Origin of the sequence: Bradyrhizobium sp. (assembly GCF_019244115.1) — a bacterium.
In the GTDB taxonomy this organism is placed as follows: Bacteria; Pseudomonadota; Alphaproteobacteria; order Rhizobiales; family Xanthobacteraceae; genus Bradyrhizobium.
Window position 1 is genome coordinate 1 of record NZ_JAFATE010000171.1, and the last position, 8,683, is coordinate 8,683.

An 8,683-nucleotide genomic window follows, 5' to 3' on the forward strand; every position below is an offset into this window, starting at 1 on the left:
CACCGCAAGCGATCGCCAATTCGGAATTTTCTTCGCCTCCCATCAAATCGCAACCATCGACTTGACGGCAGCCAAAAGTGTCGGTGATGTCCCCGGAACGGTGTCGACCATGTCCTCGGACTAAACATTGAAGCGGGGCATGACAGCGGAGGTGATTTGCGCGGGTGCGTTGTGCACATCGCTAATGCAGATGCAGCAGATGCGGGAAATAGAGGCCGAGGGCGGTCATCACGATGCCGGCGATGGTCAGGAGGCCGGAGACCCAGGCCAGCGCCATGATGCCGGTGATGATGGTGGCCGATGCCAGCACGATACCGATCTGGAATGCCGCGGAGGCGAGCTCATAGTGATGGTATTTCGCCGTCGCTTCGTCGCGTTCCTTTTCGGCCTCCTTGGCGCGCTCGGAAAGTTGCTCGGTGCCTTCGCCGGTCTTCTCTTCCGAGCGGTAGCGCGCCGCGGTCGCCAGCCAATCGTCGACCTGCTTCTGCAGCGCAGTCTTTGCGGCGTCATCGCCGGCTGAGCCCAGGGCCAGCTTGCCCTGGTCGGCCGCGGTCTGCACCACGGTGCGGCGGATGGTCTTGGCCTGGAAGAACGCCCAGAGATTCGAGGCCTCGACATTCTTGCTGATCGATTCGGTCTGCGCGCCCTTGCCCAGGGTCTCCGACAGCGCAAGGAACAGTGCGATCACCGCGATCAACAGTGCGATCTTGCGGTTCTCGCCGGACGCATGTTCGGCGTGCTCGGCGTGCTCCATGCTTTCATGTGCGCTCAAGGTCCCCTCCTGCTCCGGGTTTGCGGCAATGACGATTGCCGAACAAACCGTTATCGTGCAAGGGGCAACAGGATATGACGGGATCTTGTTCAGCCCTTGTCAGCCGCGCGGATGCGCCTGGCGGTAGACTTCGAGCAGGCGTTCGCTGTCGATGCCGGTATAGACCTGCGTGGTCGAAAGCGAGGAATGGCCGAGCAGTTCCTGGATCGCGCGCAGATCGCCGCCGCGCGACAGCAGGTGCGTTGCAAAGGAATGCCGCAGCGCGTGCGGGGTGGCGCTGTCCGGCAGCCCCAGCGCGCCGCGCATCCGCTCCATGGTGAGCTGGATGATTCGGGGGCTGAGCGGGCCGCCGCGCGCGCCGACGAAAACCGGTCCGCTCTGCGGCAGCGCATGCGGGCAGGCCGCCACATAATCGGCAACGAGCTGCAGGACGTTCTGCAGCACCGGCACCATGCGTGTCTTGTTACCCTTGCCGGTGACGATGAGCACGTCGCCCTCGCCGGGCTTTGGGATATCCCGCCGCTTCAGGCTCAGCGCTTCGGAGATGCGCAGCCCCGAGCCGTAGAGCAGCGCCATCACGGCGGCATCGCGCACCAAAATCCATTGTTCGCGAGTCTCGTGTGCCCGCTCGTCCGCATCCGCAAGCCGCTTTGCGGGCACCATCCCGATCGGCTTCGGCAGACTCTTTGGGACCTTGGGGGCGCGGATCGCCGAGAGTGCGCCGACGCGGCCGCGGCCCTCCTGTTCGAGAAAACGCCCGAACGAGCGCAGGCCTGCCAGGGTGCGCATCAGCGAGCGTCCGGCAATCTCGTCGGCGCGCCGCATCGCCATGAACGCCCTGATGTCGATGGCCTCGAGCGCAGCAAAGCGCTTTGGCGTGACGCGCTCGCCCCAATGGCCGCACAAGAAATCGAGAAATTGCCTGAGGTCCCGCGCATAGGCCTCCAGGGTTTTCGGCGACAGCCGCCGCTCGGCGCGCAGATACGCGAGCCAGCGCGTGACCTCGCGCGCCAGCGTCTCGTCGGCAGAGGCAAGCGCGATCGGTTCGATCGCGGGAACAGGTTTTGCCATCGGCATTGGATGCCCTGATTCTCTTAATTATATCGCACCATGTTCGTTTAATGTTCGCTAACTTCGCCGGCTGGCGTTACCTTCTCCCGTCGCGCTCCGAGACCGTTTCTTTGATGGACCACACGATCCGCCAGACCACATCCGCTGCGTCATCGACGGCCTTCGTCGATGTGCTGGTGCCGGTCGCGCTGGACCAGACCTATTCCTACCGCGTGCCGCGCGGCATGGCGCTTGCGCCCGGCGACGTCGTCGCCGTGCCGCTCGGTCCGCGCGAGGTGCTCGCGGTGGTGTGGGCGGACAACGCCACACCCGATCCGCGACTGCACAACCGCCTGAAGGATGTCGGCGAAAAACTCGACGTTCCGCCGCTGAAACGCGAGCTGCGCGCGCTCGTCGACTGGGTCGCGGGCTACACGCTGTCGCCGCGCGGCATGGTTTTGCGGATGTGCCTGAAGATGGGCGAGCAGCTCGGCCCGGAGCGGACCCGCATCGGCGTGCGCCTGGTCGGCGAGCCGCCGAAGCGGCTGACGCCCGCGCGTCGGCGCCTGATCGAGGTGCTCTCGGATCGCCTCTTGCACAACAAGTCCGAAGCGGCCAAGGAAGCTGGCGTCTCGACCTCCGTCGTCGACGGCCTGGTCGACGAAGGCACGCTCACCATCGAGCCAATGCCACGGCCGCCGCCGCCCCCACCGCCCGACCCGTCCCATGCGCAGCCGGAATTCTCGCGCCAGCAGCGCGCGGCGGTCGATGCCATGCGCGCGCTCGCCGCGAATGGCAGCTTCCACGTCGCGCTGCTGGACGGCGTCACCGGCTCGGGCAAGACCGAAGTCTATTTCGAGGCGGTCGCCGAGACCGTACGTCGTGGGAAACAGTCGCTGATCCTGATGCCGGAGATCGCCCTGACCGGCCAGTTTCTGGACCGTTTTACGCGCCGCTTCGGGGTGCGGCCGATCGAATGGCATTCGGAGCTGACACAGCGGACACGCGCGCGCAATTTTGCGGCGATCACGGGTGGCGAGGCGCCGGTCGTGGTCGGCGCGCGCTCGGCGCTGTTTCTGCCCTATGCCGATCTCGGCCTCATCGTCATCGATGAAGAGCACGACCAGGCCTACAAGCAGGAGGACGGCACGCATTATCACGCCCGCGACATGGCGGTGGTGCGCGCGCATATCGCAAAAATTCCGATCGTGCTGGCCTCGGCCACGCCCTCGGTCGAGACCGAGGTCAACGCCCGCAAGGGCCGCTATCAGCGCGTGCTGCTGCCCTCGCGCTTCGGCGGCCAGCACATGCCGCATATCCGGGCGATCGATTTGAAGCGCGTGCCGCCGCCGCGCGGCCGCTTCATTTCCCCAGAGCTCGCCGAGCAGGTTGGTTTCGCGATCGAGCGGCGCGAACAGGCGCTGCTGTTTCTCAATCGCCGCGGCTATGCGCCATTGACGCTGTGCCGGGCCTGCGGACACCGCTTCGCCTGCACGATCTGCGACGCCTGGCTGGTCGATCACCGGTTCCGCCAGCGCTTGGTCTGCCACCACTGCGGTTTCTCGATGGCGCGCCCGCCGGTGTGCCCGAATTGCGCGGCACAGGAATCGCTGGTCGCGGTCGGTCCCGGCGTCGAACGGCTGCAGGAGGAGGCGGCACACCTGTTTCCGCAGGCGCGCAGCATGGTGCTGTCGAGCGACCTGATCACCTCGATCGAGACCATGCGCGCAGAGCTCAACGAGATCGCGGCAGGCCGCGTCGACATCATCATCGGCACCCAGCTCGTCGCCAAGGGCCATCATTTCCCGCGGCTCAATCTGGTCGGCGTGGTGGATGCCGATCTGGGGCTGAATAATGGCGATCCGCGCGCTGCCGAGCGCACCTGGCAACTGCTCAATCAGGTGGTCGGTCGGGCCGGGCGCGACCAGGGCCGCGGCGTCGGCTTTTTGCAGACCCATCAGCCCGAGCATCCCGTGATCAAGGCGCTGGTCGCCTGCGATCGCGAGGCGTTCTATGCCAGCGAGATCGAGGCCCGCGAGCGCACGCTCTATCCGCCGTTCGGCCGCCTCGCGAGCCTGATCATCTCGGCCGGCGATCGGCCGACCGCGGAAGGCTTTGCGCGCCGTCTCGCCTCCAGCGCGCCGCGCGATGAGCATGTGCAGGTGCTGGGGCCGGCGGAGGCGCCGCTTGCGGTGATCAAGGGGCGGTACCGCTTCCGCCTGCTGCTGAAATCGGCGCGCGGTTTCGACCTGTCGGCCTATCTGCGGGACTGGCTGGCGGCCGGTCCCAAAACCAAGGGCAATCTCAAGCTCGAGGTCGACGTCGATCCGCAGAGCTTTTTGTGACTACGCCCGGCGTCGTCATTCCGTGGCGCCCGAAGGGCGAACCCGGAATGTCGAGGTTCCGGGTTCGCGCTATCGCGCGCCCCGGAACGACAGCACGTAAAAAAGCCCGCCGTCCCCAAACGGCGGGCTGTTTCTTTTTGACGCAACGAGATCTGTTGCGCCCCGTTCTGGACGCAAGACTTTCCAGGTTTGTCCGCAAGAATCGCGCTGTGCGCGCGGGGTTAGGACATCACTTCGGCGGTGACCCGGCCGACGCCGGCGCCGGTCAAGCCGATGGCCCGGGCAGCGCCCGTGGAGAGGTCGAGGACTCGGCCGCGAATGAAGGGGCCGCGATCATTGACGGTAACGACGACGCTGCGGCCGCCATGGGTGACCCGGAGCTTGGTGCCGAACGGCAGGGAGCGGTGGGCGCAGGTCATCGCGTTCTGATTGAAGCGCTCGCCCGAGGCGGTTTTGCGGCCAGATTCGTTGCCGTAGTACGACGCCACGCCGGAGAACGACCGCGCCGCGTGGAGGAAGGTCGACGCATTGGCATTCAGCCAGGAAGCAGGACCGGCGTCGGAGGCCGCCGCGACCGTTGTCGCATCGTGATGGTGGTGGCGCGTCGCGACGTGGTGCCGATGGTGATGGTGTCCCGACTTCGCTGAAGCTTCGGTCGCCGTGCCGCCGACGGCGAGAGTTGCAACGAAGGCCGCGATCGCGGTGTGGGATCTTACCTTCGATCGCACCTTACAGTTGTGTATCCTCAACATTAAATCTGTCCCTTTTGTTAGTAGAACCACGCGTGTGGTCAGTGAAGCCCCCGTTTCGTTGTGAGGAATTCGCCGTTTGCTCACCTAATGCGGCATGAATTAGGCAGTAAAGGTGCGCGCGCCTCAGACCAATCTATTGTCGCGGCAGTCCGCTATTCGATAGAAGTTCCGTAATCTTGCGAACTAAAAACAGATTAACAAACTAATACTCGGCTATACAGTATAGTTAAATCAAAATTTAGTATTGCAAGCTTTGGCCAAGTACTGCGGCGGCGAGCCGTCCTTTGCAGCCCAGCAAGGAGGGGTATGAGCTCTGAGCATGGCAAACCGCACGAGCGGCGAGCTCGCGCGGGTATCATGAGGAGGGGTGGCAAGGTCAGTCGTCAGGACGCGACGGCGGGCAATCAGTCGCGGTGCAGGTCGTCTGATTCATTGGAGTCGCAGGCTGCGTCATGTTGCACCTGCGCTTTCGCTATGATAGCAAAGCCGCGATTTTTAAGGCGCCGTCGCGACCCTGCGCCGGTTAAAAATCGAAGTCCCGCTTGAATTCCAAGGGCTTGAATCGCTAGGCGCTGCACCCGTGGCGACGGTTTTTCAACCTTGCGAGTTTGACAGCTGAAAGAGCTAAGTCTGTGGCCACAGAAGATCCGTCCGTCTCGGGAGTCTCCGGTCGTTATGCGACGGCCCTGTTCGAATTGGCCCGCGATGCACAGTCCATCGACGCGGTGCTGGCCGATCTTGCTCAGTTCGATCGGCTGCTGGCCGAGAGTGATGATCTGAAGCGGCTGGTCCGCAGCCCGGTGTTTTCGGCCGATACGCAGATGAAGGCGCTCAGCGCCGTGCTCGAGAAAGCCGAGATTTCCGGCGTTTCCGCCAATTTCTTGAAAGTCCTGACCGCCAACCGGCGGCTGTTCGCGGTCGCTGATGTGATCCGCGCGTTCCGCGCGCTGGTCGCGAAATTCAAGGGCGAGGCGACCGCCGACGTCACCGTCGCCGAAGCCCTGTCGGACACGAATCTCGACGCCCTCAAAGCCGCGCTGAAATCGGTGACCGGCAAGGACGTGACGCTCAATGTGAAGGTCGATCCCTCGATCATCGGTGGCCTGGTCGTCAAGCTCGGCAGCCGCATGGTCGATAGCTCGCTCCGCACCAAACTCAATTCGATCAAGAACGCGATGAAAGAGGCAGGCTGATGGACATCCGCGCCGCGGAGATTTCCGCGATCCTCAAGGACCAGATCAAGAATTTTGGCCAGGAGGCCGAGGTCTCCGAAGTCGGGCAGGTGCTGTCCGTCGGTGACGGTATCGCCCGCGTCTACGGTCTGGACAATGTCCAGGCCGGCGAGATGGTCGAGTTCGAGAACGGCACCCGCGGCATGGCGCTCAACCTCGAGACCGACAACGTGGGTATCGTGATCTTCGGCGCCGACCGCGAGATCAAGGAAGGCCAGACGGTGAAGCGCACCCGCGCCATCGTCGATACGCCCGTCGGCAAGGGCCTGCTCGGCCGCGTCGTGGACGCCCTCGGTAACCCGATCGATGGCAAGGGCCCGATCCGGGCGACCGAGCGCCGCCGCGTCGACGTCAAGGCGCCCGGCATTATTCCGCGCAAATCGGTGCACGAGCCGATGGCGACCGGCCTCAAGGCAATCGATGCGCTGATCCCGATCGGCCGCGGCCAGCGCGAACTGATCATCGGCGACCGCCAGACCGGCAAGACCGCGATCGCGCTCGACGCCATCCTCAATCAGAAGCCGCTGAACGCGACCGGTGACGAGAAGATCAAGCTCTACTGCGTCTATGTCGCGATCGGCCAGAAGCGCTCCACCGTCGCCCAGTTCGTCAAGGTGCTCGAGGAGCAGGGCGCGCTGGAATATTCGATCATCGTCGCGGCGACCGCCTCCGACCCGGCGCCGATGCAGTACATCGCCCCGTTCACCGGCTGCACCATGGGCGAATATTTCCGCGACAACGGCATGCACGCGGTCATCATCTATGACGACTTGTCGAAGCAGGCGGTGGCCTATCGCCAGATGTCGCTGCTGCTGCGCCGTCCGCCGGGCCGCGAAGCCTATCCGGGCGACGTGTTCTACCTGCATTCGCGCCTGCTGGAGCGCGCCGCCAAGCTCAATGACGACAATGGCAACGGCTCGCTCACCGCGCTGCCGGTGATCGAAACCCAGGCCAACGACGTGTCGGCCTACATTCCGACCAACGTCATCTCGATCACCGACGGCCAGATCTTTTTGGAAACGGATCTGTTCTTCCAGGGCATCCGGCCCGCCGTGAACGTCGGTCTGTCGGTGTCGCGCGTCGGCTCCTCGGCGCAGACCAAGGCGACCAAGAAGGTCGCCGGCAAGATCAAGGGCGAGCTCGCGCAGTACCGCGAAATGGCGGCTTTTGCGCAGTTCGGCAGCGACCTCGACGCCGCCACGCAGCGCCTGCTGAGCCGCGGCGCGCGTCTGACCGAGCTCTTGAAGCAGCCGCAGTTCTCGCCGCTGAAGATGGAAGAGCAGGTCTGCGTGATCTGGGCCGGCACCAACGGCTATCTTGATCCGATTCCGGTCGCCAAGGTCTCGGCCTTCGAGGAGGGCCTGCTGTCGTTGCTGCGCAGCAAGCATACCGACCTGCTCAACACCATCCGCGACACCCGCGACCTCTCAGACGACTCGGCCGCCAAGCTGAAGGCGACGGTCGAGGGCTACGCGAAGTCGTTTTCTTAATCTCGGTGCCGTCACGGCGGGGCTTGTCCCGGCCATCCACGTCTTTGACGTGAAGGAGAGCCAAGACGTGGATGCCCTGCACAAGGCCGGGCATGACGAAAAGTGAGGTTTAGCGGTCAGATCCTAAGGTCGATCGCCGGGGTGAGCTTAAGAAATGCCGTCACTGAAAGACATGCGGGTCCGCATCGCCTCCACCAAGGCGACGCAGAAGATCACCAAAGCCATGCAGATGGTGGCGGCCTCGAAACTGCGCCGCGCGCAGACCGCGGCCGAAGCCGCGCGCCCCTATGCGGACAAGATGGCCGCGGTGATTTCCAACATCGCCTCCGCTGCCGCGAGTTCTCCGGGCGCACCTGCGCTGCTCGCGGGCACCGGCAAGGACCAGGTGCATCTGCTGCTGGTCTGCACCGGCGAGCGCGGCCTCTCGGGAGCCTTTAATTCCTCGATCGTGCGGCTGGCGCGGGAGCGTGCGATCGCCCTGATGAACGAGGGCAAGGAGGTCAAGTTCTTCTGCGTCGGCCGCAAGGGTTATGAGCAGTTGCGCCGTCAGTTCGAGAAGCAGATCATCGCGCATGTCGATCTGCGCGGCGTGCGCCAGCTCGCCTTCAAGAACGCCGAGGACATCGCCAAAAAGGTGATCGCCCGCTTCGAGGCCGGCGAGTTCGACGTCTGCACCCTGTTCTTCTCGCGCTTCAGATCGGTCATCGCCCAGGTCCCGACCGCACAGCAGATCATCCCGCTCGTCATGGAAGAGACGGCGGCCAACGGCAACGCGACCTCCTACGAATACGAGCCCGAGGAAGATGAGATCCTGACGCGCCTGTTGCCGCGCAACCTGGCGGTGCAGGTGTTCCGCGCGCTGCTTGAGAACAACGCTTCGTTCTATGGCGCGCAGATGACGGCGATGGACAACGCCACCCGCAACGCCGGCGAGATGATCCGCAAGCAGACGCTGATCTACAATCGCACCCGCCAGGCGATGATCACCAAGGAGCTGATCGAAATCATCTCCGGTGCCGAGGCGGTCTAGCAAGGTTCAGAG

General features: G+C 64.3%; 7 protein-coding genes. 4 read left to right on the plus strand and 3 right to left on the minus strand.

Going from position 1 to position 8,683, the window contains the following annotated elements; genetic code table 11:
- Positions 1 to 181 precede the first annotated feature (181 nt).
- Positions 182 to 772: a DUF4337 domain-containing protein gene (locus JOZ76_RS07570; RefSeq protein WP_291698004.1), complete on the minus strand. Its 591-nt coding sequence runs from the start codon at positions 770 to 772 to the stop codon at positions 182 to 184.
- Positions 773 to 871: 99 nt separating this feature from the next.
- Positions 872 to 1,843, minus strand: coding sequence for a tyrosine recombinase XerC (locus tag JOZ76_RS07575; RefSeq protein WP_291698005.1), 972 nt, complete (start codon positions 1,841 to 1,843; stop codon positions 872 to 874).
- A gap of 113 nt (positions 1,844 to 1,956) precedes the next feature.
- On the opposite strand from JOZ76_RS07575, the gene JOZ76_RS07580 reads away from it, so the two are divergent.
- The gene (locus JOZ76_RS07580; protein ID WP_291698006.1) at positions 1,957 to 4,167 is read left to right on the plus strand and encodes a primosomal protein N'; all 2,211 of its coding nucleotides are present in this window, start codon (positions 1,957 to 1,959) and stop codon (positions 4,165 to 4,167) included.
- 221 nt (positions 4,168 to 4,388) lie between these two features.
- Here the strand turns inward: JOZ76_RS07580 and JOZ76_RS07585 are convergent, their stop codons facing one another.
- Positions 4,389 to 4,919, minus strand: coding sequence for a septal ring lytic transglycosylase RlpA family protein (locus JOZ76_RS07585; RefSeq protein ID WP_291698007.1), 531 nt, complete (start codon positions 4,917 to 4,919; stop codon positions 4,389 to 4,391).
- 632 nt (positions 4,920 to 5,551) lie between these two features.
- On the opposite strand from JOZ76_RS07585, the gene JOZ76_RS07590 reads away from it, so the two are divergent.
- The 3 genes from JOZ76_RS07590 to JOZ76_RS07600 all read left to right on the plus strand — a co-directional run bounded on the left by JOZ76_RS07590 (position 5,552) and on the right by JOZ76_RS07600 (position 8,671).
- Positions 5,552 to 6,112 (plus strand): F0F1 ATP synthase subunit delta, encoded by a 561-nt coding sequence (locus tag JOZ76_RS07590; protein WP_291698008.1) that lies wholly within the window; start codon positions 5,552 to 5,554, stop codon positions 6,110 to 6,112.
- Entirely contained in the window at positions 6,112 to 7,641 is a 1,530-nt protein-coding gene (gene atpA / locus JOZ76_RS07595; RefSeq protein WP_291698009.1) for a F0F1 ATP synthase subunit alpha, read from the plus strand. The genes JOZ76_RS07590 and atpA overlap by 1 nt, the downstream gene beginning before the upstream one ends.
- A gap of 154 nt (positions 7,642 to 7,795) precedes the next feature.
- Positions 7,796 to 8,671, plus strand: a complete 876-nt coding sequence (locus tag JOZ76_RS07600; protein WP_291698010.1) for a F0F1 ATP synthase subunit gamma — start codon at positions 7,796 to 7,798, stop codon at positions 8,669 to 8,671.
- Positions 8,672 to 8,683 lie beyond the last annotated feature (12 nt).

Coding starts and splice junctions, on each gene's coding strand:
- JOZ76_RS07575 (WP_291698005.1), bottom strand. CDS start 1,843: ATGGCAAAACCTGTTCCCGCGATCGAACCGATCGCGCTTGCCTCTGCC.
- JOZ76_RS07580 (WP_291698006.1), top strand. CDS start 1,957: ATGGACCACACGATCCGCCAGACCACATCCGCTGCGTCATCGACGGCC.
- JOZ76_RS07585 (WP_291698007.1), bottom strand. CDS start 4,919: ATGTTGAGGATACACAACTGTAAGGTGCGATCGAAGGTAAGATCCCAC.
- atpA (WP_291698009.1), top strand. CDS start 6,112: ATGGACATCCGCGCCGCGGAGATTTCCGCGATCCTCAAGGACCAGATC.
- JOZ76_RS07600 (WP_291698010.1), top strand. CDS start 7,796: ATGCCGTCACTGAAAGACATGCGGGTCCGCATCGCCTCCACCAAGGCG.